At 72.1% G+C, this 26,562-nt stretch carries 20 protein-coding genes; 16 read left to right on the top strand and 4 right to left on the bottom strand.

Annotated elements, in window-relative coordinates; translation table 11 throughout:
* Positions 1-104: 104 nt before the first annotated feature.
* The 12 genes from M4D54_RS07210 (at position 105) to M4D54_RS13815 (ending at position 16,256) form a co-directional block, all read left to right on the top strand.
* Entirely contained in the window at positions 105-1,457 is a 1,353-nt protein-coding gene (locus M4D54_RS07210) for an APC family permease (protein ID WP_193866945.1), read from the top strand.
* Positions 1,458-1,841: 384 nt separating this feature from the next.
* Positions 1,842-2,789: a putative selenate ABC transporter substrate-binding protein gene (locus M4D54_RS07215; RefSeq protein ID WP_193866944.1), complete on the top strand. Its 948-nt coding sequence runs from the start codon at positions 1,842-1,844 to the stop codon at positions 2,787-2,789.
* The gene (locus M4D54_RS07220; protein ID WP_193866943.1) at positions 2,789-3,544 is read left to right on the top strand and encodes a phosphonate ABC transporter ATP-binding protein; all 756 of its coding nucleotides are present in this window, start codon (positions 2,789-2,791) and stop codon (positions 3,542-3,544) included. Before M4D54_RS07215 ends, M4D54_RS07220 begins: the two co-directional genes overlap by 1 nt.
* On the top strand, positions 3,541-5,280 hold the full coding sequence (locus M4D54_RS07225) for an ABC transporter permease (RefSeq protein WP_228020266.1): 1,740 nt from the start codon (positions 3,541-3,543) through the stop codon (positions 5,278-5,280). The genes M4D54_RS07220 and M4D54_RS07225 overlap by 4 nt, the downstream gene beginning before the upstream one ends.
* 280 nt (positions 5,281-5,560) lie before the next feature.
* Positions 5,561-7,747 carry an FAD/NAD(P)-binding protein gene (locus M4D54_RS07230; protein ID WP_193866942.1) on the top strand — a complete coding sequence of 729 codons (2,187 nt, stop codon included), beginning with the start codon at positions 5,561-5,563 and terminating at the stop codon, positions 7,745-7,747.
* Positions 7,748-7,937: 190 nt separating this feature from the next.
* Entirely contained in the window at positions 7,938-9,122 is a 1,185-nt protein-coding gene (locus M4D54_RS07235) for an exonuclease SbcCD subunit D (protein ID WP_193866941.1), read from the top strand.
* Positions 9,119-12,178: an AAA family ATPase gene (locus M4D54_RS07240; protein WP_193866940.1), complete on the top strand. Its 3,060-nt coding sequence runs from the start codon at positions 9,119-9,121 to the stop codon at positions 12,176-12,178. The genes M4D54_RS07235 and M4D54_RS07240 overlap by 4 nt, the downstream gene beginning before the upstream one ends.
* 460 nt (positions 12,179-12,638) lie before the next feature.
* Entirely contained in the window at positions 12,639-12,962 is a 324-nt protein-coding gene (locus tag M4D54_RS07245; RefSeq protein WP_193866939.1) for a nucleotidyltransferase family protein, read from the top strand.
* Entirely contained in the window at positions 12,959-13,309 is a 351-nt protein-coding gene (locus M4D54_RS07250; protein WP_193866938.1) for a DUF86 domain-containing protein, read from the top strand. Before M4D54_RS07245 ends, M4D54_RS07250 begins: the two co-directional genes overlap by 4 nt.
* 73 nt (positions 13,310-13,382) lie before the next feature.
* Complete coding sequence (locus tag M4D54_RS07255; RefSeq protein WP_193866948.1) at positions 13,383-13,772, top strand: molybdopterin-binding protein; 390 nt, start codon at positions 13,383-13,385, stop codon at positions 13,770-13,772.
* A 1-nt stretch (position 13,773) separates the two neighbouring features.
* Positions 13,774-14,547, top strand: coding sequence for a molybdate ABC transporter substrate-binding protein (gene modA, locus M4D54_RS07260; RefSeq protein WP_193866937.1), 774 nt, complete (start codon positions 13,774-13,776; stop codon positions 14,545-14,547).
* Entirely contained in the window at positions 14,544-16,256 is a 1,713-nt protein-coding gene (locus M4D54_RS13815; protein ID WP_311199688.1) for an ABC transporter permease, read from the top strand. The genes modA and M4D54_RS13815 overlap by 4 nt, the downstream gene beginning before the upstream one ends.
* A 28-nt stretch (positions 16,257-16,284) precedes the next feature.
* On the opposite strand, the gene M4D54_RS07275 is transcribed toward M4D54_RS13815, so the two are convergent.
* Both M4D54_RS07275 and M4D54_RS07280 read right to left on the bottom strand, forming a co-directional pair.
* Positions 16,285-17,064 carry a serine hydrolase gene (locus tag M4D54_RS07275; protein WP_259890822.1) on the bottom strand — a complete coding sequence of 260 codons (780 nt, stop codon included), beginning with the start codon at positions 17,062-17,064 and terminating at the stop codon, positions 16,285-16,287.
* 91 nt (positions 17,065-17,155) lie between these two features.
* Positions 17,156-17,554, bottom strand: a complete 399-nt coding sequence (locus M4D54_RS07280; protein ID WP_193866934.1) for a hypothetical protein — start codon at positions 17,552-17,554, stop codon at positions 17,156-17,158.
* Between the two features lie 541 nt (positions 17,555-18,095).
* On the opposite strand from M4D54_RS07280, the gene M4D54_RS07285 reads away from it, so the two are divergent.
* Genes M4D54_RS07285 through M4D54_RS07300 form a run of 4 tightly spaced genes read left to right on the top strand, consistent with a single transcriptional unit; the run spans position 18,096 to position 23,420 of the window.
* Positions 18,096-18,596, top strand: coding sequence for a DUF456 domain-containing protein (locus M4D54_RS07285; protein ID WP_259890840.1), 501 nt, complete (start codon positions 18,096-18,098; stop codon positions 18,594-18,596).
* The gene (locus M4D54_RS07290) at positions 18,593-20,650 is read left to right on the top strand and encodes an ABC transporter ATP-binding protein (RefSeq protein ID WP_259890823.1); all 2,058 of its coding nucleotides are present in this window, start codon (positions 18,593-18,595) and stop codon (positions 20,648-20,650) included. Before M4D54_RS07285 ends, M4D54_RS07290 begins: the two co-directional genes overlap by 4 nt.
* On the top strand, positions 20,647-22,518 hold the full coding sequence (locus M4D54_RS07295) for an ABC transporter ATP-binding protein (protein WP_193865194.1): 1,872 nt from the start codon (positions 20,647-20,649) through the stop codon (positions 22,516-22,518). Before M4D54_RS07290 ends, M4D54_RS07295 begins: the two co-directional genes overlap by 4 nt.
* Positions 22,519-22,565: 47 nt before the next feature.
* A complete protein-coding gene (locus tag M4D54_RS07300) occupies positions 22,566-23,420 on the top strand; it encodes a class I SAM-dependent methyltransferase (protein WP_193865356.1) in 855 nt (284 codons plus the stop codon).
* Between the two features lie 912 nt (positions 23,421-24,332).
* Here M4D54_RS07300 and M4D54_RS07305 read toward each other — a convergent pair.
* Positions 24,333-25,232, bottom strand: a complete 900-nt coding sequence (locus M4D54_RS07305; protein ID WP_259890824.1) for a hypothetical protein — start codon at positions 25,230-25,232, stop codon at positions 24,333-24,335.
* A 380-nt stretch (positions 25,233-25,612) separates the two neighbouring features.
* The gene (locus M4D54_RS07310; RefSeq protein WP_259890825.1) at positions 25,613-26,428 is read right to left on the bottom strand and encodes a DUF6318 family protein; all 816 of its coding nucleotides are present in this window, start codon (positions 26,426-26,428) and stop codon (positions 25,613-25,615) included.
* Positions 26,429-26,562 lie beyond the last annotated feature (134 nt).

The following is a 26,562-nucleotide window of genomic DNA, read 5'->3' on the forward strand; positions in this document are numbered from 1 at the left end:
TGCACGCCCGCCTCGGGCGCACGCTCGGCCCGGGCCCGATTCGTTCCGCCCTCTCCCGCCCGACGAGCACCCGCTCCCGTGCCCCCGCCACGACAGAAGGCTCCATGACCTCCTCACCTGCCCCCGCTGAGCTCGCCCGACGGCTGGGCCTGGGCGATGCCGTGGTCATCGGGTTGGCCTCGATGATCGGCGCCGGCGTGTTCGTGGCCCTCGGTGCGGCGCAGGACCTCGCCGGCCCCGCCGTGCTGCTGGCCGTGGCCCTGGCGGCACTGGTCGCCTTCGGCAACGCCACCTCCACTGCGCAGCTGGCCGCCCAGTACCCCACCTCCGGCGGCACCTACTTCTTCGGCCGCCAGCAGCTGGGCGAGTGGTGGGGATTCTTGGCCGGCTGGTGCTTCGTGATCGGCAAGACGGCCTCCTGCGCCGCCATGGCCCTGGTGGTTGCCGCCTACCTGGTGCCCGAGGCCTACCAGCGGCCCGTCGCTGCGCTGGTGGTGGTGGCGCTGACCGCCGTGAACCTGGTGGGTGTGACCCGCACCGCGGGCCTGGCCCGCATCCTGGTCGCCATCGCCCTCATCGCGCTCGGCGTCACCGCCGTGCGGCTGCTGGTGGGTGTCGTCGGCGGCGATGGGGGAGCGGGCTTCGCCGCCCCCGTGCCCGGGCCCCTCGCCGATGCCTCCACGGGCCTGTGGGACGGGGGGCTGGCGGCGGTGCTCGGTGCCGGCACCGGGGGAGTGCTCGGTGCTGGACTCGCCATCGTCCAGGCCGCCGCCGTGGTGTTCTTCGCCTTCGCCGGGTACGCCCGCGTGGCCACCCTGGGGGAGGAGGTCACCGCGCCGCGCCGCACCATCCCCCGCGCGATCCTGCTGGCCCTCGGCGCCGTGTTCGCCCTGTACATGCTGCTCGCGCTGGTGCTGGTCCTCATCGGCCCCGCCCCCGGCGCCCACGGCTGGGGGCCTGCTCCGTTCATCGCCGCCCTCGACCAGATCGGCGCGGGCGCGATGTGGAAGGCGATCGTCACCATCGGTGCCACCGCCGCTGCCGCCGGGGCGCTGCTGGCCCTGGTGGCCGGGGTGTCCCGCACCATGCTGGGCATGGCCCGCGAGGGTGACCTGCCGCGACCCCTGGCCCACGTGAACCAGCGGTTCTCGGTGCCGCAGCGGGCCGAGATCACCGTGGGGATCGCCGTGGTGCTGCTGGTGGTGCTCGCCTCCGACGTGCTGGTGGCGATCACCGCCTCCGCCTTCGGGGTGCTGCTGTACTACGCGGTCGCCAACATCGCCGCCTTCACCCAGACCGAAGAGCACCGCCTGTTCCCCAAGGCCCTGCAGGTGATGGGGCTGGTGGGCTGCTTGCTGCTGGTGGCGGCCCTGCCCGGCAGCACCCTGGCGGCCGGCCTGGCGCTGGTCGCGATCGGTGTGGCGTACCGGGGGATCGTGCTGGCCTCGCGCCGGTGACGAGCACGCTGACGGACCGTGCAGTGTGCACGTCAGCACCGGTGACGTCGACCGATGGTCACGCAAACTCCAGGACCGCCGCTTCGACCCGGCCGATCGAGTCGGTCGATCAGCTCGTCGACCCGCTCGACGACCCGGCTGAGTCGCCAGATGCGGCATTGGGCGGTTCGTGCCTGGCGGCAATGAGCTGCCAGCATGCGCCCCCCAGGCACACACGGTGCCCCCGTTCCGGAATCCGTCATAGGATGCCTGGTACGCCCCGAGAACCAGGTCACAGTGGTCACTCGTCGGCCCGCGCGCCGTCGCGCAGGCACAGACGCGCAGGCTCCGTCGACCAGCCGACGAAGCACAGACGCCGCCACGCGACCGCACCGAAGGAGAACCATGCTCACCCGCCGCGCCGCCCTTGCCCGTCTTGCCCTCACCGGCGCCGCGGTCACGGGGGTGGGGCTCACCGCGTCCTGCTCGACCGGCGGCGGTGACGGCTCGGCCGATGGGGGAGGTGCCGGCGGCGGCTCCGGCCAGCCACTGCGCATCAGCGCCATCCCCGATCAGGACCCGGACGCCCTCACCGAGCGCGAGGAGGCATTCGCCGCCCACCTCGCGAGCGTGCTCGACATCGACGTGGAGTACGTACCGGTGCCGGACTACGCCGCCTCGGTGAGCCTGTTCGGTGCCGGCGACCTGGACCTGGTGTTCTACGGCGGCCTCACCGGGGTGCAGGCCCAGCTGCAGAACCCGGAGGCCACCATCGTCGCCCAGCGCGACATCGACCCCTCCTTCACCAGCGTGTTCATCGCCAACGCGGAGGCCGGCGTCAGCCCGGTGGACTCCGTGGAAGGACTGTCCGTGATGGCCGGGAAGCGCTTCACCTTCGGCTCGGAGACCTCCACCTCCGGCCGCCTGATGCCCTCCTACTTCCTGTCCCAGGCCGGCGTGGCTGAATCCGACCTGGCCGGGGAGCCCGGCTTCTCCGGCTCCCACGACTCCACCATCGAGCTGGTCACCTCCGGCTCCTACGAGGCAGGTGCCCTGAACAGCCAGGTGTGGCAGGCCCGCATGGAGGAGGGCAGCATCGACACCGACAAGGTCATCGAGGTGCTGGTCTCGCCCGAGTTCCATGACTACCACTGGCTGCTGCGCGGCGACGCCGACGAGCGCTTCGGCGACGGCTTCACCCAGCAGCTCACCGACGCCATGCTCACCATGCACGAGTCCGAGGAGGGCCGTGCGATCGCCGAGTTCTACGGCGCGCAGTCCTTCATCCCGGCGAAGGCCGAGGACTACCAGCAGATCGAGGAGGTCGCCCGCGAGCTGGGGCTGATCGGCTGATGAGTGCCGCTGAACCGCCCGCCCTGCAGCTGGACGGCGTCACCGTCCGCTACGGCACCCGCACCGTGCTGGATGCCTCCTTCACCGTCGACCCCGGGGAGAAGGTCGCCCTGGTGGGACCCAGCGGCGCCGGCAAGTCCACCGCGCTGGGCCTGGCCAACGGCTCCATCACCCCCAGCAGCGGCACCGTCACCACGCTCGGCACCGACCTGGGGGTGGCGAGCCGGCGCCGGATGCGGACGGTGCGCGCCCGGATCGGCACCGTCCACCAACGCCTGGACCTGATCGGGCCGCTGGCTGCGATCCACAATGTCAATGCGGGCCGCCTGGGCCACTGGGGGCTGTGGCGGTCCCTGGCCTCCTTGGTGCGGCCACTGGAGGTCGAGACCGCCCACGCCGCGATGTCCCGCCTGGGCATCGAGGAGCTGGCCGCCACCCGCACCGAGCGCCTCTCCGGCGGGGAGCAGCAGCGCGTGGCCCTGGCCCGCATCATCGTGCAGGATCCCGCTTTGGTGCTGGCGGACGAACCCATCTCCAGCCTGGACCCGCAGCGCGCCCGCGTGGTGATGGGCCTGCTCGCCGACGTGGTGGGCGAGGGAGACCGCGCCCTGCTGGTGAGCCTGCACGACTTCGACATCGCCCGCGGCATGTGCGACCGCGTGATCGGCCTGCGACAGGGCCGGATCGCCTTCGACCTGCCCGCCCCAGAGGTCACCGACCAGCACCGCGACGAGCTGTACCGGTTGCCGGCATGAGCCCGCAGGCCGATGCCCGCGCCGGAGTGGGAGAGCGGTCCGAGGAGGAGGGCCCGGCCGGGCGCGGCCCCGACTCGTCGGCCTACTCCCTCGCGGGCTCGCGGGCCGACTCCCCCGCACCCGTCCGCGCCGGCTCCCGCTCTGGCCTTCGCGCTGCCTCCCGCCCCGGCCGCTGGTGGGTGGCCGGCGCGGTGCTGCTGGTGGCCTGGTCGCTGTGGGGCTCCGGCATCGGCCGCGAACCCGTGCTGAACCCGCCCGGCTGGCCCTCCCTGCGGTCCTTCTTCGCAGCCGCGCTGTCTCCTGATCTCTCCGCCGACTTCCTGCGCCGCACCCTTGACGCCACCCTGGTGACCATCGCCTTCTCCCTGCTGGGCACGGTGCTGGCGGTGCTGACCGGCCTGGTGGGCGGGGTGCTGATGAGCGAGGCCTGGTGGCAGCGCGGCGGGCGTGCGCCGGGCCGGGGCGCACCGGTGCGCGGGCCCCGTTCCCGGGCACCGGGCTGGCTGCTCACCCGCATCGCACTGGGCATCCCACGCGGCATCCACGAAGCCGTGTGGGGCATCATCCTGCTGGTGATCCTGGGCCGGGACCCGCTGGTGGGGATCCTGGCGCTCGCGATCCCCTTCGGCGTGATCACCGCCAAGGTGTACGCCGAGATCATCGACGAGACCCCGCCCGGCCCCTACGACGCCCTGATCACCGCCGGGGCTGGGAGACTCCTGGCGTTCGTGTACGCCACCCTGCCGCGCATCTGGGGCGACCTGCTGGCCTACGGCTTCTACCGCTTCGACTGCGCCCTGCGCTCCGCGGTGATCCTGGGCATGATCGGAGCCGGCGGTCTGGGCTTCGAGCTGATCACCGCGTTCCAGGGCCTGGCCTACGAGCGCATGTGGACCCTCATCTACGCACTGATCGCACTGGGCTGGCTGTTCGACCGCTGGAGCGCGAGCCTGCGCCACCCGGGCCGCGCCCGCTGGAAGCGCACCTCCCTGCTGCTGGGGGCGGCGCTGACGGTGGGGTCCCTGCTGTACCTGCGACCGGACCTCGCCCGGCTCGTCAGCGCCCGCACCTGGGAGCGCGCCGGTGCGATGCTGGCCGACGCGATCCCACCCAGCCTGCCCTCCACCTGGGCGGACCTGCTCGGTGATGCCGCCGCCACCGTGCAGATGTCGGTGCTGGCGATCGTGGTGGGAAGCGGGATCGGCGTGGTCGCCGCGTTCCTGGGCGTGCACCAGGTGGGGGACGGACCCGTGCGGGCGGCCGTGGCCGCACTGTGCCGGGTGCTGCTGCTGACCATCCGCGCGATCTCCCCGCCCGTGTGGGCACTGCTGCTGCTGTTCGTGGTGCTGCCGGGCCCCCTGCCCGGCGCACTGGCCCTGGGCCTGTACAACGCGGGTGTGCTGGGCAGGCTGTTCACCGAAGTGCTGGAGACGATGGACCGCCGCCCCGTCCTGTCCCTGCAGCTGCTGGGCGCCGGACGCATCACCACCTTCGTCTACGGGGTGCTGCCCCTGGTCGCCGGGCGCTTCACCGCCTATGCCCTGTACCGGTGGGAGATCGCGATCCGCGAGACCGTCGTGGTGGGCGTGGTCGGCGCTGGGGGACTGGGCCGCGTGCTGGAGTCCCAGCGGGCCTCCTTCGACTACTCCGGGATGCTCACCGTGGTGATCGCGCTGCTGCTGCTCTCGCTGCTGGTGGACCTGGCCAGCGCCTCGGCCCGCCGCGCCTGGAGATAGCGCGTCGACGGGCGGACCAGAGCGGCGCCGACGCCGGAACGGCGCACGACGCCGGAACCTCCTACGAGCGTGAACTCACATGACAGACCACGTCAAAGGGATCCTTTGAGTGTGCATAGCATGCAGCTATGCCACGTTCTTCCCTGACGCCTCCGCGCGCGGCCACGCCACGCGCCGCTGGCTCCGCGTCTGCTGATGCGGCCACCACCCCGGGCTCTGCGCCCCGCCCCGCTGCACCACGCACCGGTGCCGGGCTCGAGCGGGCGGAGCCGGTCGGCCGATGAGCCACCGTCCTCCACGGAGCCCGCACGAGGCGACGCCCCCGGGCCCCACCGGCAGCTACGACGCGGTGATCGTGGGCGGTGGGCCCCGTGGGGTGGCCACCGTGCTGCGCACCCTCGCGTGCCTGCGGGCGGGTGCGGGCACCTCCGAGGCAGGAGGGAACCCGACGGCGTCAGTGCATGATCTGTCGGCCGGCCGCCCGGCACCGCCGAGCGCGGGACCATCGGCCAAGCGTCCTGCGCCCCCGCTGCGACTGGCCATGGTCGATGCCCTGGCCGTCGGCCCCGGTGCCACCTGGCTGATCGACCAGCCCGCCGCCTACCTGAACAACACCCAGGCCCGCGCCACCACGATTCATCCCGATCACAGCACCCGTATGAGCGGACCGGCCGCGCCCGGTCCCGACCTGGTGGCCTGGGCCCGTTCGGTCGCCCAGCGCGGTCACCACCGGGTGGGGGACTGGGTGGTGCAGGAGGCCACCGCGCTCGGGCCGGACTCGTTCCCCACCCGGCGCCTGCAGGGCGTGTACTTCCGCGACCAGCTCGATGCCGCGACCGCGAGCGGTGAACTGCAGGTCGAGAAGATCGTGGACACCGCCGTGGATCTCCAGCACGAGGGGGAGCATCGCGTGGTGGTGCTCGCCGGAGGGCGGCGGTTGAGCGCGCCCACGGTGGTGCTGGCCCAGGGCATGGTGCAGGCGGTGCCGGGTACGGAGGAGTCCGCGCTCGCCGCGGCCGCCCACCGTCATGGCCTGCGGTACGTGCCGCCGGGCATGCCCGCCGAGCGGTGCTTCACCGGACTGCCGGCCGGGCAGGACGTGCTGGTCAGGGGGCTGGGAGCGAACTTCTTCGATGTGATCGGGCAGTTGGTGGAGGACTGGGGCGGCCGCGTCGAGGCCATTCCCGCCGATCCCACCGGCCGCCTGCGGTACCTGCCGAGCGGGCGTGAGCCGCGCCTGGTGGTCGGCTCGCGCCGCTGCGTGCCCTACCGCTCCAAGCCCGACGGAGGCCGGCCCACCCGCGGCTTCACCCCGCGGTGGGCCACCCCGGAGTGGTTCGCGGGCCTTGCGACGGAGCGGGGCGTGAACTTCGGGCAGCGCGTGTGGCCGCAGATCGCCCGCGAGTTCGCCCGCGTGTACCTGGAGGCGCTCGAGCAGTACATGCCCGCAGTGGTCGCCGAGGGGTGGCCGGCAGCGCTCGATGCGGTGGGAGCGGACGACACGAGCCAGCCGGGCGGTGCGGGCCAGCCGGGAGGTGCGGGCCAGCAGCGCAGTGCGGGCCAGCAGCGCAGTGCGGCCCCGCCGGGCGGTGCGGCCGTGACGGAAGCCGTGGATGCGGTGCTGAGCTGGGCGATCACCGATCCGCGCTGGTCATGGACGGTGGGGGAGCTGCACCGGCCCACCGCGGGCCGCACCGTCACCGCCGAGCAGTGGCAGGCGCAGGTGGCCCGCCTGGTCGAGGACGAGCTGGGCTCGATGTCCGATCCGGATCGCCACCCGCGGGCCGCCGTGAACGCAGCCATGGCTGCGCTGCGCGTGCAGGTGGAGCGCCTGGCCGCCTCCGGTGCACTCAGCGGGCAGTCCCTTGCCCGGGACGTGCTGGGAAGGTTCGACGCCGACGGTCTGGCGCTCGCCTCCGGGCCCCCGGCCCACAGGGCGCGACTGATGCTCGCACTGATCGAGGCCGGGGTGATCGACCTTTTGGGCCCCGGTTTCCACGTCGCGGTCGACGAGGAGCAGGAGTGCTTCGTCGCCACGTCGGCCATCACCGGCAGGCAGGCCCGTGCGCGCGTGCTGCTGGAGACCCGCATGTCCAAGGGGCAGGTGCCGGCCACCTCCGATCCGCTGCTGCAGGCACTGCTCAGCACCGGCCGGGCCCGCATCCACAGCGTGGACGGCATCCCCACCCACAGCATGGAGGCCACCGCTGCGGAGGTGGACGAGAGCGTGCTCGTCGGCCACAACCTGGTGGCGGCCGACGGCAGCATCGACCGCGGCGTGGTGGTGCTGGGCATCCCCGCCGGGAGCACCCAGCCGGGCAGCGCCATCGGCGCCTCACCCGGGGTGCCGTCCCCGCTTCTGGCCGGGGCCGACGTGGCGGCCAAGCAGATCCTGGCGCGGTTGGGTGGCCCCGCTCGCGAGCCGGCGGCCGTCCACAGCAGCGCGAGGCCCGGTTCGTTCGCGTAGATCCCATCGCGTGAGAGCAGGGGAGCGCCCAGGGCAAGCGCTGCAGCCGCAACCCAGCGGTCTGCCACAGGGGGCAGTACCGCGCGACTCACGTGTTCCGGTACGGGACGAGATCCGCGTACTCCTGCCGGGCACTGCGCTGTGTGCTTGCTGTCGTCGTTCGTCAGCCCCGGGCTCTAGCGTGGTCCCCATGAGAATCCTGCACACCTCGGACTGGCACCTGGGGCGCACCCTGCACGGGGAGAACCTGCACGCCCACCAGGCGGAGTTCCACGACTGGCTGCTCGACCTGGTGGTCGCGCGCCAGGTGGACGTGGTGGTCATCGCCGGTGACGTGTACGACCGTGCCGTGCCGCCGGTGGAGTCGGTGCGCCTGCTGGGATCCACCCTGGCGCGCCTGGCGGAGGTCACCACCGTGGTGCTCACCCCCGGCAACCACGATTCGGCCGACCGCCTGGGCTTCGGCTCCGCCCTGATGCGGGCCGGCGTGCACATCCTGGCCGACGTCCCCGGCCTGGACCACCCCGTGCAGGTGCCCGATGAGCACGGCGAGGTGCTGTTCTTCGGTCTGCCCTACCTGGAGCCGGACATGGCCCGCACCGCCCTGGCGGGGGAGGGGCAGCTGCCCCTGGCCCGCAGCCACGAGGCCGTCACCCGTGCCGCGATGGACCGCGTGCGCGCACGCATCACCACCCACACCGAAGCCGGTGAGCCCGGGGCGAACCGCCCGCGGTCCGTGGTGCTGGCCCACACCTTCGTCACCGGCGGCCAGAGCTCGGATTCGGAGCGCGACCTCACCGTGGGCGGTGTGGACAGCGTCCCCGCCGGGGTGCTGGGCGGCGTGGACTACGTGGCGCTCGGCCACCTGCACGGCTGCCAGGACCTCTCCGCCACTGTGGGCACCACCGCCTGGTACTCCGGCTCCCCGTTGGCCTTCTCCTTCTCCGAGAAGAACCACCGCAAGTCCGTGCTGCTGGTGGAACTGGGAGAGCCCGGCCAGGTGAGCGTGGAGCGCATCGCCACCCCTGTGCCCCGCCGCCTCACCGAGCTGCGCGGCACCCTGGAGGAGATCCTCGAGCGCGCCCCCGGGCACGGCGAGGACTGGCTGAAGGCCATCGTCACCGATCCCTCCCGCCCACCCCACCTGCTGGAGCGTCTGCGCGCCCGATACCCGCACCTGCTGCACACCGAGCACCAGCCCGCCGGCCGCACCTCCACCGCCATCACCCCCACCGTGCAGCGCGACGCCGACCCGGTGGAGGTGATGGACGAGTTCCTCGCCTTCGTCACCGGCGGTGAGCCCACTGAGGCCGAGCACCAGGTGCTCGAGGACGCCTACCGCACCGTGCGCACCCGCGGGCAGGAGGCCTCATGAAGCTCCATCACCTGCGCATGCGGGGCATCGGGCCGTTCCGCGACGAGGTCAGCATCGACTTCGCCGCCCTCGGTGCCAGCGGCATGTTCCTGCTCGAGGGCCCCACCGGCTCCGGCAAGTCCACCGTGTTGGACGCGGTGGTCTACGCCCTGTACGGCAGCGTGGCCGGGGAAGGTGCCAGCGGGGAGCGCGTCCGCTCCCAGTTCGCCGAGCCCACCACGCCCAGCGTCATCGACCTGGTCTTCGAGACCACCCACGGCGTGTACCGCGTGCTGCGCCAGCCCGAGTACCACCGGCCCAAGAAGCGCGGCGAGGGCACCATCAAGGAGAACGCCAAGGCCCTGCTGTGGCGCCTGGGCACCCCCGATCTGATCGACGAGGTGCTCGCCGACACCGCCGACCAGGGCGCCGGCCTCACCCCGATCGCCTCCCGGCTGGACGAGGTGGGCCGCGAGATCGGCGCGGCCGTGGGCCTCACCCGCGCCCAGTTCACGCAGACGGTCCTGCTGCCCCAGAACGAGTTCGCCCGCTTCCTGCGCGCCAGTACCGGCGACAGGCAGGCCGTGCTGCAGCGCGTGTTCGGCACCGAGATCTACGAGGACATCGAGAAGCAGCTCGAGCAGATGCGCCGCGAGGCTGCCCAGCAGGTCGACGCCGCCACCGCCGGCCTCGACCAGGCCCTGGCCCGCTTCATCGAGGCCTCCGGCCTGGAGGAGGACGACGCCCGCACCGAGCTCGAGGGCCACGCCCGCGCCCACCGCTTCGAGGAGCTCACCGCTCAGGCCGACCAGATCGGCGAGGGCACGGCCCGCGCCGCCCAGGAAGCCGCAGGCCGAGCCCAATCGGCCCGTGCGCAGGAGGGCCAGGCCCGCAGCGCCGCGGAGGCCGCCACCACCGGCCTGCAGCGGATAGACCGCCGCCGCACCCTCGACCAGCTGGCCGCCGCCCTCACCGCCCAGGAGGAGGCCGCCACCACCGCTCGCACCCGCCTGGACCACGACCGCATCGCCCAGCCCATCGCCGGGGCCATCGCCCGACGCGACCAGGCTCGCACCCACCTCCAGGCCCGGGAGCAGGAACGGGATGCCGCCCTGTCCCGCCACCGTCAGGACCACCCCGAGCTGATCGACCTCGCTGCAGGCCCGGGCGCGCTGGAGGCGCTGGCTGCCGCGGTCGAGGAGGCCACCACCCGGGCCGGTGAGCTCAGTGCCCTGGTCCAGCTGGAGAAGGACCTTCCCGGCAGGCAGAAGGACCTTCGGCAGCGCAGCACCGCACTGGAGAAGGTCCGTACCGAACTCGCCGACCTCGACACCCAGATCCAGGCCCGCCCCCAGGTGCGTGCTGCCCTGGTCACCGCCCGGGATGCTGCCCGCGCCGCCGGGGAGGGTCTCGGCGATGCCCAGACCGCCGCCGATCAGGCCGCCGCCCGGCTGGAGCAGGCCCGCACCGCCGCCCGTCTCGCCGAACAAGTGGCCGCGGCGAGGGCCGCGGCCAAGGAGGCGCAGTCGGCTGCCAATCGCGCTGGTGAGGAGGAGGCGCAGCTGCGTCGCCGCCGCAATGCCGGGCTGGCCGCCGAGCTCGCCATGACTCTCGCCGAGGGCGATCCATGCCCGGTGTGCGGCGCCACCGCACACCCCGATCTGGCCGAGGCCGGGGCGGACCACGTCGGTGCCGAGCAGGTCGAGGCAGCCGAGGAGGCCCGCCGGCAGGCGGAGCAGGTAGCGTCAACCGCCCGTGAGGCCCTGACGCTGGCAACCAGCCGTCACGAGCAGGCCCGCGAGCAGTCAGGCGGGCTCGAGGTCGATGCCGCCCGGGCCGCACAGCAGCAGGCGGCCGAGGCACTCCGCGCCGTCCGCGACCGGCAGGCCGAGGCCGCCAGGCGCGACACGGAGCTGGAGAAGCACGACGAGGGAACACGCGCCCTCGGCGCCCGCCGGGAGAAGCAGGCCGTGGCCATCGAGGGCGAGGCCAGTGCCCTGACCGCCCTGGCCACCGCCGTCGAAGAGGACGAGGCCAGGGTCGTGCAGGCCCGCGGTGAGGCCGGATCCGTGCAGGAGCGGCGCACCGCCCACACGGCCCGGGCCCGCGCCGGCCGGGCGCTGCGGGAGGCGCTGGTGGCGGTGGACCAGGCCGCAGCCCGCGCCCAGGAGCTCGCCGCAGAGGTCGAGCTGGGGCCCTTCGAGAACGAGCAGGCCGTACGCGCAGCTGTGCTGCCGGAGGGGGACCGCAAGGAACTGGAGGCGCTGCTGACCCGTCGCGCAACCGACCAGTCCCGCCTCGCCGACGGCATGCGGGAGGAGGGCGTGGCCGAGGCCGATCCCTCCGACGAGGCCCGCACGGCCGCAGCGACGCTGGTCGAGACCACCCGGGAGGCCGTTGTCTTGGCCCAGGCCGCCACGGCCACCGCCGATCAGGAGTCCGGCCGCTGCACCGCCACCGCCCAGGCCACCACCGGTGCCCGCAGCCGCCTGGACGCCGCGATCGCACAGGTCCGGGCAGTGGGGGAGAAGGCCGGCGCCGTAGTGCGCGTGGCAGATCTCGCCACCGGCCGCTCCTCCGACGGGGACCGCATCCAGCTGTCCACCTACGTGCTGATGCGCCGCTTCGAGGAGGTCATCGACGCCGCCAACGTGCGCCTGGCCCAGTTCTCCGAATCCACCCTGGAACTGATGCGGGACACCGGCAAGCGCGGCGCCCGCAAGACGGGCCTGGACCTGCTGGTGATCGACCATCGCACCGATGAGGCCCGCCGCCCCGAGACCCTCTCCGGTGGGGAGACGTTCTTCGTGTCCCTCGCGCTCGCCCTGGGCCTGGCAGAACTGGTCACCGCGGAGGCCGGCGGCGTGCAGATGGACACCCTGTTCATCGACGAGGGCTTCGGCAGCCTCGACCCCGAGGCCCTGGACCGCGTGATCGCCGAGATCAACCGCCTGGCCGAGCACGGCCGCACCATCGGCGTGGTCTCCCACGTCGGTGAGATGAAGAACCGCATCGCCGAGCAGATCCACGTGCGCCGCTCGGCGCGCGGGCCGTCGACGCTGAGCGTGAGTGCGTGAGTACGTGAGTGCGTGAGTCCGACGAGTGTTCCTGGCTCACACCCGCGCCTGCGGGGAGCACCCGCGTTACCGCTCCATGAGCGAGCAGTCGCAGGGCTCATCCCCGCGCCTGCGGGGAGCACCACGCGTCCGCGTCGACGTTCGAGTCCGCATCGGGCTCATCCCCGCGCCTGCGGGGAGCACACCCTGGAGGATCAGGTCGTCGTCCTCGAACGGTCCTGCATCCCCGCGCCTGCGGGGAGAATCGCACCATCGCATGATGACGACGGCTCATCTCTGCTCTGCAGAGCTGAGAGCGATGGTAGCGGTACGGGGTGGGGCGGACGGAGAGCGTCGCCGGCCTGTCCGCGCCGCCACCGGAGATGATGCTGGTCGTGCAGGTACCGCGGAACGGGGCGCTCGAGGTCGGCATGAAGGCAGTTCGGTGCTGGAATCACGGCATGCGGTCTATGCTCAAGCCATGGACGCTGAGGTCGTGACGCATCAGCCGACCGTGACACTCCAGGATGTCCGTGCTGCAGCGCCGCGGATCCGCTCCGTGGTCAAGAAGCACCGCGGGACCGGTCGGGTGCTCGTCTTCGGCTCGGTGGCGCGAGGGACGACTTCGCGCGCATCAGATGTGGACCTCCTTGTCGAGTTCGAGTCGGCTGCCTCGTACTTCGATCTGATCGCTGCCCAGTTGGAGCTGTCCGATGAGCTGGGGGTTCCGGTTGATGTCATGTCGCTCGGGGCGCGTGGCCGGGCTGCTGATCACGCCCGGGCGCAAGCTGTTGCGCTGACATGACGGATGATCGGCCGAGCCTGGATGAGCTTCGTTCGGCTCTTGACGAGATCTCTGCTCAGGTGGACTACATCCGTGCGCATGGGGGTGGAGCGTTCTGTGCCCCGGATGTAAAGAGCCAGGTTCTCCAGTCGGCTGCCTGCCACCTGATCATTCAGTTCCAGGCCGTCCTCGAGGACCTCCCGGCGGGGTTCCCGGCCACGAATGCAGATCTGCCATTCGTAGCGGTTCGCGGCATGCGCAATCGCCTCGCGCATGGGTACGGCGATGTTGACTCCGTGCTGCTGTGGAACACCATCGACGAGGATCTGCCATTATTCATCGCCGAGCTGAAGCGGAGGCTCGGATAGCACCGGAGCCTGCCACCCAAGGATGCAGTTCTCACCTACACTGTTCCGCATATGCGGAAGAAGCGAGGCGATGATGGCGCAGATTCGGATCTCTGATGCGGCGCGGTTCCTGGGCGTCAGCAACGACACCGTGCGCCGCTGGATCGACCAGGGGCTGCTCACCCGCTCCCCGGGCACCCCCGCCACCGTGGACGGCCTGCAGCTGGCCCGCCTTGCCCGCGACAACTCGGTGCTGCCCGCCGACCCGGCCGACGTGGGCCGCAGTGCGCGCAACCGCTTCGTCGGCATCATCACCGACGTCCTCAGCGACACCGTCATGTCCCAGGTGGAGCTGCAGTGCGGCCCCCACCGCGTGGTCTCCCTGGTCAGCACCGAGGCCGTGCGGGACCTCGGCCTGGAGCCCGGCGTGGTCGCCACCGCCGTCGTGAAGTCCACCAACGTGGTCATCGAGAAGGGGGCCTGACGTGCGCCGACGGCCCTTCCTTGCGTCACTGCTCCCGGTGCTGCTGCTGGCCTCCTGCGGGCCCGCCAGCACGACGGGCAGCTCCGGCACCGGCGGTGCCACCACCGAGCTGACGGTGTTCGCCGCCGCCTCTCTACGGGTGGTGTTCGACGAGGTCAGCACGAAGTTTAAGGAGGCGAACCCCCAGGTCACGGTGCGGTTCAACTATGCCGGCTCGGCCGACCTCATCTCCCAGCTGGACGCCGGGGCCCCGGCCGACGTGCTGGTCACGGCCAACCAGTCCACCATGGATCGCGCCGTCGACGCCGGCACCGTCACCGCCGCCCCCGTCGTGATCGCCACCAACGTGCTCGTGCTGATCGCCCCCACCGACAACCCCGCCGGCCTCACCGACCTCGAGAGCGCCGCCGCCCCGGGCGTCGACCTGGTGGTGTGCGCACCCCAGGTGCCCTGCGGCGCCGCCGCCCAGACCATCGCGGCGAACGCCGACATCGACCTCACCCCCGTCAGTGAGGAGAACTCGGTGACCGACGTGCTGGGCAAGGTCACCAGCGGCCAGGCCGACGCCGGCATCGTCTACGCCACCGACGCCGCCGACGCGGGCGAGGCAGTGACCACGATCGAACTGCCCGGCGCGGACCAGGCCCGCACCGAGTACCCGGCCGCCGTCACCGCCTCCACTGGGCAGCCTGAGCAGGCCCAGGCCTTCGTGGACTTCCTGCGGCAGGACCCGGCCCAGGCCCTGCTCGCCGACGCCGGCTTCCAGCAGCCGTGACACCAGTTCGAGGGCTCCGGACCCCCGGCGGCTCCCTGCTGCCAGGGTGGGTGCGGGTCCTCGGCCTGCTGTGCGTGGCGGTGCTGGCCCTGCCCATCGTCGGACTGCTCTCCACCGTGCACTGGTCCACCCTGGGCCAGAGCCTCACCGCTCCCTCCGCACTGATCGCCCTGCGGCTCAGCCTGATCACGGCACTGACCGCCACCATGCTGTCGCTGCTGGTGGGTCTGCCGGTCGCGCTGCTGATGGCCCGCGCCCCCGCCGGATCGATGCTGCTGCGGGTTGCCCGCACCTTGGTGCTTCTGCCCCTGGTGCTGCCGCCCGTGGTCGGAGGCATCGCGCTGCTGTCCACGTACGGGCGCCGCGGACTCGTCGGCCCCCTCGCCGAGGCCCTCGGCATCGACATCGCCTTCACCACCCTTGCCGTGGTGCTCGCCCAGACGTTCGTGGCCGCCCCCTTCCTGATCCTCACCGTGGAGGGCGCGCTGCGCGCCCGCGGCACCGCGTACGAGGCCACCGCGCTCACCCTCGGTGCGAGCCCCACCCGCACCCTCGCGACGATCACACTGCCGCTGCTGGCCCAGAGCCTCGGTGCCGGGCTGGTGCTCACCTTCGCCCGTGCGCTCGGTGAGTTCGGCGCGACCATCACCTTCGCCGGCTCCCTGCAGGGCACCACCCGCACCCTGCCGCTGGAGATCTACCTGGCCCGCGAGATCGACCAGGACTCCGCTGTGGCCATGAGCCTGCTGTTGGTGATCGTGGCCGCCGTGATCGTCGCCATCGCCTACCGGTCCCCGGGGGCCGGCGGGCTGCGCCGCTCCCTGGGTCGCACCTCCTCGGCCGACGACACTGCTGGCGCGCCAGCCGGCGCTCCTGCTGATGAGCAGACCGATGTCGAGGAGCACACTGCCCCCGCCACCCCCGCTGCCCTCGCCACCCCCTCGTCCCCGGCCCTCGACGCCCGCATCGTCGTGCCCGAACGCGGCGTCGACCTCGCTCTGCACGTGCCTCCCGGGCAGACCCTCGCCATCGTCGGCCCCAACGGCAGCGGCAAGTCCACCGTGGTCGAGGTGCTCGCCGGCCTGGTCACCGCCGATGACGGGCACATACGCCTCGGCGACGACGTGCTTCTGGCAACCGGCCGTGCCTCGGGAACGGAGGGGACGGAGCCATCGGCTGCGCGGCCCGGAGTGACCACAGTGCGCTCCCGCGCACCTCATCTGCGTCGGGTCGCGCGGCTCGGTCAGCACCCCCTGCTGTTCCCCCACCTCACCCTGGAGGGCAACGCCGCGTTCGGGCCCCGCGCGGAAGGAGCCGGTCGCTCCGCGGCCCGGGACCAGGCACGGACCTGGCTGGACCGGGTCGGGGTGGGCCGGCTCGCCAGCCGTCGTCCGTACGAGGTCTCCGGTGGTCAGGCGCAGCGGGCGGCGATCGCGCGGGCGCTTGCCACCAGCCCCCAGCTCTCGCTGTGGGACGAGCCGTTCGCGGCCCTCGACGTTCAGTCCGCTCCGCAGCTGCGGGAGCTGCTGGCGCGCGAGCTCGCCGGTCGCACGGCCGTCATCGTCACCCATGACCTGGCGGACATCCGGGCGCTCGCCGATCGAGTGATGGTGCTCGAGGCGGGCCGCGTGCGTCAGGACGTCCCGCTCGAGGAGTTCCTGCAGCACCCGGCGCCCGGCTTCGCGCAGCACCTGGTCGCGAGCGAGTGAGGGGCCCGCGGACGACGGGCCCCTGCTGTCACCGGGCGGGCATCGCGTGATCCATGTGCTCGACCAGCAGACCCCCGAGACGGCGCATGTCCTCGATGACCGCCTCCGCGGTCCCCTCCTCCGCCGACGGATCCCAGGAGGCGAGCACCGCGTAGACGAGGATGCCCCCCGGGGAGGTGAGCACTCCCACGTCGGCCCGGACCCCCACGTCGCAGCCGGTCTTGTTCACGCAGTCCAGGCCACGGGGGTGGTAGTGGGAGAGGGGGTCGAGGCGGGCGGCCGCCGCCACCAGCGAGAGGTCCACGCCGGTGCGGAGCCACGAGCGCACGGTCGCCAGAGCAGGGGTCGCCGCGCGGGCGATGTCCTCCATCACCAGCAGATAGTCCTGGGCGCAGCCGACGCTCACCTCCGGCGGGTGCTCGGGTCCCCGGTGGCCGCGGAAAAAGTCGCAGAGGGTGGATCCGCCCGGGACCCACTGCCGGGCCACGTCCTGCACGGCCTGCAGTCCGATCCAGTCGATCAGGGCGTTGGCGGCCAGGTTGTCGCTGCAGGAGGCCACCAGCACGGCGAGATCCCCGACGGTCAGGCGCGGTGCGGCCAGGTGCCACCATAGGCCCGAATCCTCCACCTCCAGGCCCTCGGGGCGGGGCAGCAGCAGCGACGCGGCACCTCGGTCGCGGTCGATCCGCTCGGAGACCGCGCGCAGCAGGAACAGCTTGCCCAGGCTCGCGGTGCCGAGCACCCGCTCCGGATCCTGCTCGAGCAGGAGGGGCTCGGTGGCGGCCGGGCCGTGGCCCAGCCGGCGCACGGCTATAGACCAGACGGCGCTCTGGGCGCTAGGGGACCAGGGAAGCGTCGCATGCACCCGTCGACCATATGTCCTTCGCGGGGGCGGCCCCTCAGCGCGCCAGCGCGGCGATGTCCTCCGGCATGCCGTCCGACCCCATCGTCTTCACCCAGGCGCCTGCCTCGTCCTGCCGTACGCTCCCGTTGCCGTGATCGGTGGAGAGGATCCACAGCACATCCGCATCCTGCTCCCACAGCACCCCCGGGAACCAGCGCTCCACGTGCGGCAGGTCATCGCGCCACAGCTCCGTGCCGGAGAGGTCCTGGATCACCGGCCGCAGGACATCACCGTCCTCCACCACCACTGCGGTGACCTCTCCGGACGGTGCATCGCGCGGCACGTCCACCTGCGCCAGCCGCGCATCCGCGGAACGCCGCGTGCACGCCGAGGAGATCCCTGCGGCTGCGGCCGCGAGCCCCGTGACCATCCCGAGGACATGACGACGATTCATGAGCACATGCCCTTCGGTGTCGTTCGCGGGGCGCCCACAGGGGCCTTCTCGCCGCGATCTCACCACGACGGGATTCCCAGTGCAAGCCTCGTCGAGGCGAGGCTCTCGAAGAAGTCGATGCCAGCGCCGCGATCCGCCGTGCCCCATCCTGAAGTTGTCTTGCGACAGCCGGGAATGCGACGTAGCGGAAGTCGTCGGCATCCGGCCCGGCCCAATGCACGCTCAGCACCCGTGCCTGCACCGCATCGAGTGCGGCGTTCAGTGTCTCAGCTCCCGTGTCGAACCGCTGCGAGCACTCCTGCAGCTGTTCGCTATCAGCTCCCCAGAACGACATGTGCGCCTCCTGATCTGGCTGCCGTGGTGAAGGACGGCAGTCGCATCATCCTTGGTGCCAGAGTGCAGAAGCAGACGGCCCGGCGGGCCAGGGGAGAGCTAACCACCCCGTGAGCGTTCCCGCCCCGGGCCCTAGGATGATCAGGGGTCCGCGTCGGCCCGGCCCGCCCATCCCGCCCTCTCCCCCTCCGGAGGCACCGTGGACGCCATGTCCCTGCAGATCCTCGTCACCGTGCTGGTGGCCCTCGCCTACGTGGTGGGCCTGTGCGGCATCGTGCTGCCGGTGCTGCCCGGCACCATCACCATCATCATCGCCACCCTGATCTGGGCGATCGTGACCGGCAGCTGGACCTCCTGGGTGGCATTCGCGATCATCGCCGTGCTGGGCATCGCCGGCATGACCACCAGCTATGTGCTCACCGGCAGGCGCCTGCAGCGGCACGAGGTGCCCACCTGGCCGATCCTGGTGGGCATCGCCAGCGGCATCGTGGGCATCTTCGTGATCCCCTTCCTGGGCCTGCCCATCGGCTTCCTGGCCGGCCTGTACGTCTCCGAGGCAGTGCGGTTGAAGGACTGGAAGCGCGGCCTGAGCTCGGCCTGGGTGGCGATCAAGGCGCTCGGCATCGGCATCGCCATCGAGTTCACGCTCGCGATGCTGTCCACCATCACCTTCGCGATCGCGGTGGTCCTCCACTTCATGAACGCATGACCGACAGACCCCGCACCACCCCCGCCCAGCCAGACACCGCCCAGCCAGACCCCGTCCAGGCTCCCGCTCGCTCCGGCACGACCCCCGTCGGCCGCGGCGCGGTACCTGCCGGCCCGTCGGCCCCCGCCGGCCGCGGCGCAACATCCGCCGGCCGCGGCGCAACACCCGCCCGCCCGTCGACCCCCGCCCGCCCCGCACCCCTGGACCGGCAGCACCCCGCCGTCCTGATCCCCGGACTGAAGCGCCTGATCAAGGGATCCTGGGAGCAGAAGGGCTGGTTCACCCTCGCCGTGGCCGGCGCGATCGGCTTCGCCCTGCTGCAGATCGCGACCTCCGCGATCATCGGCCGCGTCACGGAAAATGTGGTGGTGCCCTCCTTCGAGGCCGGTCGAGCCAGCCCGGCCCTGCTGGCAGGCGGCGGCCTCGCGATCCTGGGCATCGGCGTTGCCCGTGCCGTCTCGGTGGTGGTGCGCCGCGTGTTCGCCGCCGCCACCCAGTACGACCTGTACCGCCTGTACCGCGAGCGCATCGCCGCCGTGTACGCGAAGGTCCCGCTGCTGTGGCACCGCCGCCAGTCCACCGGCACCCTGCTGAGCTCCGTGCACTCCGACGTGGAGGCCACCTTCTTCGCGATGGCCGCGTTCCCGTTCGCGCTGTCCACCGTGGTGATGCTGGTGTACGCGATCGCGGTGGTGTGGCGCATCGACCCGGTGATCCTGCTGGTGATGCTGGCGCTGATCGTGGCGCTGATCATCCTCAACGTGCTGCTGCAGCGCTACGCCGCCCCCATCGCCGTGCAGTCCCAGCGGCTGCGCGCCGAGGTCGCCGAGATCGCCCACGAGTCCTTCGACGGCGCCAACGTGGTGAAGTCTCTGGGCCGTGAGGACATCGAGGAGCAGCGCTTCACCCGCGCCGCCGAGGAGCTGCGCCGCAACGGCATCCGCTTCGGCTACGTGCGCGGCTGGTTCGATCCGCTGATCGACGCCCTGCCCAACCTGGGCATCCTCGCGGTCGCCGTGCTGGGCGCCTGGCGGATCGGTGAGGGCCACCTGAGCACCGGCCAACTGGTGGAGGTCGCCTACCTGTTCACCCTGATGTCCCTGCCGATCCGCTCCTTCGGCTGGGTGCTGGGGGACCTGTCCCGCACCGTCGTCGGCGGCGGGCGCGTCCAGCAGATCCTCGACGTCACCCAGGAGCGCACCTACGGCCCCGACCAGCTGCCCGCCGGGCCCGGCCGCCTCAGCTTCGAGGACGTCTCCTTCACCTACCGCGACGATCCCGAGACCCTGATCCTGGGCCGCACCGCCAGCGCCGCCGACCAGCACGTGCGCATCAGCGAGGCCGTCAGGGGCGTGTCCCTTACCGCCGATCCCGCCACCGGCACCCGGGTGCTCGCGGTGGTGGGCGCCACCGGCTCCGGCAAGTCCACCCTGGCGCTGCTCGCGGCCCGCCTGCTGGACCCCACGGCCGGACGCATCGCCCTGGACGGCGCCGACCTGCGCTCCCTCACCGCCGACGCCCTCACCAGCGACGTCGCCCTGGTGCTGCAGCAGGCCTTCGTGTTCGACGCGACCGTGCGCGAGAACATCACCCTCGGTGAGGACATCGACGAGCAGACCATCCGCTGGGCACTGCGCGTGGCCCAGGCCGACGGCTTCGTCGACGCCCTGCCCGGCGGCCTGGACGCCGAGCTGGGGGAGCGCGGCGGCTCCCTCTCGGGCGGGCAGCGACAGCGGATCGCCCTGGCCAGGGCCCTGGCCCGCCGGCCGCGACTGCTGATCCTCGACGACGCCACCAGCGCCTGCGACCCCAGCGTGGAGCTGGCCATCCTCGACGGGATCAGGCGCGAGATGACCTCCTCCACGCTGCTGCTGATCGCCTACCGCAAGTCCACCATCTCCCTGGCCGACCAGGTGGTGTTCTTGGACCACGGCGCAGTCGCCGCCCAGGGCACCCACGCCGAGCTTCGCGAGCACAGCGACGGGTACCGGGCCCTGGTGGACGCCTACGACGAGGCCGCCATCGCCCACGACCTGATGGAGGCCCCCGGATGAGCGCCCCCACCTCCTCCCGCCTGGGCAGCGAGGCCACCAACGACGAATCGGCGCTGGCCACCATCCGCCGCGGCCTGGCCCTCACCCCCGAGGCGCTTGCCGGCGTGTGGATCACCCTGCTGCTGGCCGTGATCGCCACCGCCGGCAAAGTCGTCGTCCCCATCGCAGTGCAGAGCATCCTGGACCGCGGCATCATCGAGCCCGCCCAGCCCGACCTCGCCTTCGTGGCCACCGCCGCCGGGCTGGCTGCCTGCGTGCTGCTGGTGACCGCCAGCTGCAACATCCTGATGAACCGTCGGCTGTTCCGGATGGCCGAGACGGCCCTGGCCACCCTGCGCACCCGCGCCTTCCGCCACATCCACGACCTGTCCCTGCTCACCCAGGGCACCGAGCAGCGCGGCGCCCTGGTCTCCCGCGTCACCAGCGACGTCGACACCGTCAGCCAGTTCATGAGCTTCGGCGGGATCATGCTGGTGGTGATGAGCATGCAGCTGGTGCTGGCCACCGGCGTGATGCTGCTGTACTCCTGGCCTCTCGCGCTGGTGGTGTGGCTGTGCTACCTGCCGGTGTTCTTCCTGCTGGGCGCACTGCAGAAGCGCATCCGGGCCCGCTACCAGCAGGTGCGGGCCGCCGTCGGCCGCATGCTGGGCTCCGTCTCGGAGTCCCTGGTGGGCTCGGCCACCGTGCGCGCCTACGGGATCGAGGAGCGCACCCGCGCCGGTCAGGTGGACCGGGTGCGGGACGTGCGCGACGCCCAGTTCGCCGTGCTGCGCCCGCAGTCGGCCAGCTTCTTCCTGTCCGAGACCGGGGACGGCCTGGCCACCGCCGTGGTGGTGGTGATGGGTGTGCTGATCGGCACCGGCTCCCTGGGCATCGACCTGCCCGGCGCGGATCTCACCGCCGGCAGCGTGGTCGCCTTCGTGTTCCTGGTGTCCCTGTTCAGCATGCCCGTGCGGATGGGCATCGAGATGCTCTCGGAGGCCCAGAACGCCGTGGCCGGTTGGAGGCGCGTGCTGGGTGTGCTGGACACCCCGGCCGACGTGGCCGACCCGGCCGGCGCCATGGACCCCCACACCGGCCGCCGCACCGACCCCGTGCCTGGTGTGCGCGCCCTGCCCCAGGGCGGCCTGGACATCGAGGTGGACCAGGTGCGCTACGCCTACCCCGACGGGCCCGAGGTGCTGCACGGCATCGACGTGGACGTCCCCGCCGGCAGCCACATCGCCATCGTCGGCGAGACCGGCAGCGGCAAGACGACCCTGGCCAAGCTGCTCACCCGCATGATGGACCCGGTGGGCGGCGAGATCCGCATCGGCGGGGTGCGGCTGGACCTGATCCCCTACGCGTCCCTGCGGGACCGCGTGGTGATGGTCCCGCAGGAAGGCTTCCTGTTCGACACCACCGTGGCCGGCAACCTCGCCTACGGCAGGCCCGACGCCACCCGGGCGGACATGCTGCGGGCCCTGGACGAGCTGGGGCTGAGCGCGTGGTGCGAGGACCTCCCCGAGGGCCTGGACACCCCCGTCGGCCAGCGCGGCGAGTCCCTCAGCGCGGGGGAGCGGCAGCTGGTGGCGCTGGCCCGCGCCTACCTTGCCGATCCCGATGTGATCGTGCTGGACGAGGCCACCAGTGCTGTGGACCCCGCGGCCGACGTGCGCCTGCAGCAGGCCATCGACGGCCTGGCCCGCGGCCGCACCACCCTCACCATCGCCCACCGTCTCTCCACCGCCGAGCGGGCCGATCAGATCCTGGTGCTGGACCACGGCGACCTGGTCGAGTGCGGCACCCACGCCGAGCTGGTGGACATCGAGGGAGGCATCTACGCGGGCCTGCACCATTCCTGGGTGGCGCACAGGGAGGCGCGGTGAGCTCCCCGGGATCGCCCCAGGCCGGGTCCGGGTGGGGCGCGCCGCGTGTGCCGGCCGGACCTGCCCCGACCGTCCCGCCCGTCTCCTCTCGTCATCAGCCGCGATTTCGCAGCGCCGAGCGGAAGGAGGCCCTCGCCGCCGCGTTCCAGGACCAGGGCGAGGACTACGACCGCCTGCGGCCCGGCTATCCCGGCGCCGTCGTCGAGGCGATCCTCACCCACCTGCCCGATACCGACGACGACGGTTCCGCTGCCGGCGCTGACGGCGGCGCCCGTGCCGTCGACCTCGGTGCTGGCACCGGGAAGCTCGCATGGGCCCTGGCCGAGCGGGGGCTTGACGTCACCGCCGTGGACACCAGCGCCGCCATGCTCGAGACCGCGCGCAGGCGAGGACCGTCGGCCCCCTCGCTCACCACCCACCTCGCACCTGCCGAGTCCACGGGCCTGCCTGAGGGGATGGCCCACCTCGTCACCGCCGCGCAGGCCTGGCACTGGTTCGACGCCCCGGCCGCCACCATCGAGGTGACGCGACTGCTCGCCCCCGGCGGGGTGCTCGCGCTGGTGTGGAACACGCTGGACGTCGCGATCCCCTGGGTGCACCGGCTGTCCCGGATCATGCACGCCGGTGACGTGCAGCGGGAGGACTTTGAGCCCGCTGTCGGTCCTGAGCTGGCGCTCATCGAGCGCCGGGTGCACCGCTGGGAGGACCCCATGCCCAGCCATGACGTGATCGACCTGGCCCGCACCCGCAGCTATGTCATCACCGCCGCCGCGGAGCGCCGCAACCGGGTGCTCGCGAACCTGGACTGGTACCTGCACGAGCACCTCGGTCACGCACGCGGAAGCATCATCGGCGTCCCGTACCGGACCGACCTGTTCCTGTACCGCGCGGCCGTGCCCTGAACCAGTCCCGCTACTCTGGCGATCGAACAGCTGACCACGTGCGTCCATGCCAGGGAGATGATGCGGATGAGCGCGAGATCCGGGGCTGGCCGTTGAGCGCGCGATCCGGGGCTGGCCGTTGAGCGCGAGATCCGAGGCCCGTCGTTGAGCGCGAGATCCGGGGCTGGCCGTTGAGCGCGAGATCCAAGGCCCACCGTCACCGGGACGAGGTGGGTGAGGTCCTCGCCGTCCACTCCGACCGGCCCGGTCCGCTGGTGGCCGGGATATTCGTGCTGGTGTGGGCGGTGTTCGCCGGTCTCACCCTGATCAACCCCGGTGAGAACGCGCTGTTCATCATCGGGCCCATCGCCACCTTCGCGCTCATCTTCGGCCTGATCCTGCTGTACATCAGTGGTGAACGGCTGGTGGTGTGCGAGCGCGGCCTGGTGATCGGCTCCGTCGCCCCAGGGCTGCGCCCGTACGTGGTCCGCTACGAGCAGATCGTGCCCGGCAGCGTGGTGCCCGTGACCGGCGCTCGGAAGTACGGGCGCGAGACCGGCCACTCCGGCTTCCCGCAGTCCACGGTGCGCCGCAGTGCCTGGACCGGCAGGGGCGTGCACTTCGTCGGCCCCTCGCCGAAGGAGGCGCGGCGCCACAACGCGCTGCTCGCCCCGCTGCAGGATCCCCCACCCCTGTCCATCGACGGGCGCTGGGTATGGTTCGCCGGCACCAGTTCCACCCCGCATCGCGGCCGGTTCGGTAGGACCTGCCCCGCGCTGCGGCCGGTTTGGCCCCCCGGTGAGGCTCGAGGGGCGTGTAGTTGGCGCTATCCAGGGCCGATTCCGCCAACTGCCTCGACGTCGCGGCGTCGGCCCGCGTGGCAGCCGCGGCCCGCGCGTCGGCGTACGCTGCCCGGTCGCCTTCAGGCTCGGCTCAGGGCTTCCACCCGTGCGCCAGGAGCTCGGACCGTACGATCTGGACGGCGTTCGCGCCGGAGGTCTGGACGTCATCGTTGGACAGACGGATCTCGTGGAACCCCGCAGATCTGGCTCGTCGGGCCCGCCGGATGTCGCGTCGGACCTGCTCACCATCGTTGTGGCCCTTGCCCTCGTACTCAGCGCACAGCCGATAGTCCGGCCACTGGAAGTCGGGGCGGTGCAGTTCCTCGCCGCGCGGTCCGTACAGCGGCTCATTGATGAGCGGCTCCGGCAGGCCGGCGTCACGGAACGCCAGTCGCAGCATCGTCTCCCGCGGGGAGTCCGAGCCCACGCGCACGTCGGCCAGCGCAGTGCGCAGCTTGGTGGCGTAGCGCCCCGTGCACACGGAACCCAGTTCGTCGAGGGTGCACCACGGGTTCTGACGCCCCTGTTCAATGGTGGGTCGAGGGCACCGCACCAGGTGATCCCCGATCGAGACCAGTTGCAGGTGTGTGAGGTGGGGAGCGAGGTCGCGCCAGGTGCGAGCCCGGGTCGACATGCGGAAGGCCGAGTCGGGGATGGCAGGCTCACCGGACGAGGCGCGGTGCTTGCCGATGACCCGCCCCACCTCTTCCGGCCGGAAAGTGAACATGTGCCAGCGGACTACGCGATCCGAGCTCCGATTCACACCCGGGATCGCGAGATGGGTCTGGCGGCCGGAATGCCAGGTCGCATCCTGCAGCGGGAGCGGCATCCCCAGCAGCCTCGCGGCCGAGAGTCCGACGACCACAGCTTCGGGAGTGTTCCGACACACTGCGGTGACGACGTCGAGCTCGGTGACGGCGCGGCCCCGGTGGGCGTAGAGGCCCCGGCGCATCTGGTAGAGATCGGCCCGCCGCAGTCGATCTTGTGACACCCCGTTCGCGAGAGCCTCCGACCGCGAGAAGACCCGCCAGGGGAGGGCATCGGGCAGTGGTCTCGGTGAACGGGGCACGTACCCAGGATGGAGCGGGGACGACGACGCGTCGGCAGGGTGTGGACCGAGGGCATGTAAGGAGGAACCTCGGGGCGCCCGGCCGGCGCGTGGGGACTGGGCTGGGGCGTCTGGCCGGTGCGGTGGGAGAGGGTTTGATGCGTCCGGCCGGCGCACGGGGGGAAGTGGACTCGGTACGTCTCCCGATCAGTACTCATCGGTACGTACGGACAGTTGGCGTTCGGGCCTAGCCATTCCGCCAACTGGACGTAGGTCGACGTACGTGTACACCGTCGGCGACGTGAAGAGACGAGCCTTGCCGCTCAGCCTCCGGTGCCTCCGTCAGCGGGTTCGGTGCCGCCGCCGTCCTGGGTGCCCGCGCCGGTGCCGCCGCCGTCCGATGCGCCGGTGCCCGCGCCGGTCGGCAGATAGCTCATGTCGCCCACCAGCCAGCGCTCGCCGTTCCACACCATCTGGGCCTGGATCTGGCCGGTCACGGCCTCCAGGGGAATCGACTCCTTGGTGGGGTCGTCCACCAGGATGCTCTCGGCCTGTGTGAAGGTCACCGTGGCCAGTCCGCTCGCGGGAGCATCCCCGGGGGCGGCGGAGCCACCATCCCCGGGGGCGGCGGAGCCACCGTCTGCGGGTGCGTCGCTGTCCGCGGCTGCGTCGCCATCGGCCGGAGCGTCCCCGCCCGCTGCCTGGAAGCTCGTGGACTCCACCGTGAACTCGCCGTCCACCAGGTAGCCGCCCTGCTCGTTCAGCACCCGTGCGTTGGCGAGGAAGGTCATGCACACCGAGCAGTTCGGATCCGTCGACTGCTCCCACACGGAGGTGTCGCCGGTGGTCATCATGTACGTGTAGGAGTCCAGCAGGTAGGTCAGGGTGGCCTCGGCGCCGGCCGCGGTCTGCTCGGTCATCGCAGCGGGGGGCTCGGGCTTGGCGATCTCGGGGCGCTGCGGCTGATCGGCCGGGTCCACGTCCGGCCGATCGTCGGCAGGATCCTGCTGCCCCTGCGATGACGAGGGGTCCTGGCCAGAGGGCCCGCCCATCAGCCCAGTGATCCCCATGTAGCCGAGGGGGAGCACCAGCAGCAGGGCGAGCACGATGATGACGAGGCGCTGGACAGGTCTATCCACCCGGCCACGGTAGCGGACACCTGCTGGGTGCCCAGAAGGGCGGTGGATGGCAGTGTGATGGCCGGAGGGACGGCGTCCAGAAGGGCGGTGGCTGGCAGCGCGATGACCGGAGGGGCGGTGTCCACAAGGGCGGT

The organism is Brachybacterium sp. p3-SID1565, from assembly GCF_025143785.1.
Classification (GTDB): domain Bacteria; phylum Actinomycetota; class Actinomycetes; order Actinomycetales; family Dermabacteraceae; genus Brachybacterium; species Brachybacterium epidermidis.

Bases quoted from the DNA above. Each gene is read 5' to 3' on its own strand.
- M4D54_RS07210 (WP_193866945.1), top strand. From the start codon at position 105: ATGACCTCCTCACCTGCCCCCGCTGAGCTCGCCCGACGGCTGGGCCTG.
- M4D54_RS07250 (WP_193866938.1), top strand. From the start codon at position 12,959: ATGACGGATGATCGGCCGAGCCTGGATGAGCTTCGTTCGGCTCTTGAC.
- M4D54_RS07220 (WP_193866943.1), top strand. From the start codon at position 2,789: ATGAGTGCCGCTGAACCGCCCGCCCTGCAGCTGGACGGCGTCACCGTC.
- M4D54_RS07215 (WP_193866944.1), top strand. From the start codon at position 1,842: ATGCTCACCCGCCGCGCCGCCCTTGCCCGTCTTGCCCTCACCGGCGCC.
- M4D54_RS07240 (WP_193866940.1), top strand. From the start codon at position 9,119: ATGAAGCTCCATCACCTGCGCATGCGGGGCATCGGGCCGTTCCGCGAC.
- M4D54_RS07230 (WP_193866942.1), top strand. From the start codon at position 5,561: ATGAGCCACCGTCCTCCACGGAGCCCGCACGAGGCGACGCCCCCGGGC.
- M4D54_RS07255 (WP_193866948.1), top strand. From the start codon at position 13,383: ATGGCGCAGATTCGGATCTCTGATGCGGCGCGGTTCCTGGGCGTCAGC.
- M4D54_RS07290 (WP_259890823.1), top strand. From the start codon at position 18,593: ATGACCGACAGACCCCGCACCACCCCCGCCCAGCCAGACACCGCCCAG.
- M4D54_RS07295 (WP_193865194.1), top strand. From the start codon at position 20,647: ATGAGCGCCCCCACCTCCTCCCGCCTGGGCAGCGAGGCCACCAACGAC.
- M4D54_RS07225 (WP_228020266.1), top strand. From the start codon at position 3,541: ATGAGCCCGCAGGCCGATGCCCGCGCCGGAGTGGGAGAGCGGTCCGAG.
- M4D54_RS07245 (WP_193866939.1), top strand. From the start codon at position 12,639: ATGGACGCTGAGGTCGTGACGCATCAGCCGACCGTGACACTCCAGGAT.
- M4D54_RS07285 (WP_259890840.1), top strand. From the start codon at position 18,096: ATGTCCCTGCAGATCCTCGTCACCGTGCTGGTGGCCCTCGCCTACGTG.
- M4D54_RS07280 (WP_193866934.1), bottom strand. From the start codon at position 17,554: ATGAATCGTCGTCATGTCCTCGGGATGGTCACGGGGCTCGCGGCCGCA.
- M4D54_RS07235 (WP_193866941.1), top strand. From the start codon at position 7,938: ATGAGAATCCTGCACACCTCGGACTGGCACCTGGGGCGCACCCTGCAC.